Raw genomic sequence first — 458 nt, 5'->3', positions numbered from 1 at the left:
AGCGCTTTGCTTCCAAATCCCATAAGGCGCAGTCGATCGCATTGCGCCCCGCGCCCGGCTGCAGCAGGCCGAGCAGATCCTCGCGATCCGCGCCGCCCTCGATCGCATCGCGTACGTGCGCGATCTCGTCGAGCGCACTCGAGACGCTCTCGCCATAGCGCGGGTAGGGGACGCCCTCGCCGTGACCGACATGTCCGTCCTGCATGATCGATACGGTGATCACGTCCGCCGCGGTTTTCACCCCGCGCGCGATGCGAAACGGCGTGTGCAACGCAAAGCGGTCGTGCCGCGCCTCAAGCGTGCGGGGCATAGAGCGCATCGATGATGGACTCGACGCCAAAGGCGATCGGGTCGGTACAGGGCAGGCCGAGCATATCCTCGGTCCGTTCGCACAGCGCCCGCGCCGCCGCTGCATCCAGCGCAGAGGTGTTGAGACACACGCCGATCGCCCGCACGCC

The 458-nt window shown here is 67.2% G+C and carries 1 protein-coding gene and 1 pseudogene; both read right to left on the bottom strand.

Annotated features, from left to right (window positions below):
* Positions 1 to 310, bottom strand: a pseudogene (locus tag AACY08_RS29565) (hypothetical protein); the annotation flags it as partial.
* Entirely contained in the window at positions 294 to 440 is a 147-nt protein-coding gene (locus tag AACY08_RS30755; RefSeq protein ID WP_445262067.1) for a DUF1611 domain-containing protein, read from the bottom strand. The gene AACY08_RS30755 and the pseudogene AACY08_RS29565, both read right to left, overlap by 17 nt.
* Positions 441 to 458 lie beyond the last annotated feature (18 nt).

It is taken from the genome of Pseudomonas sp. EL_65y_Pfl1_R83 (assembly GCF_963970695.1).
Classification (GTDB): Bacteria; Pseudomonadota; Gammaproteobacteria; order Pseudomonadales; family Pseudomonadaceae; genus Aquipseudomonas; species Aquipseudomonas tritici.
Note: the sequence above shows the minus strand (reverse complement) of the source record. Positions and strands in the feature narration are given on the sequence as shown.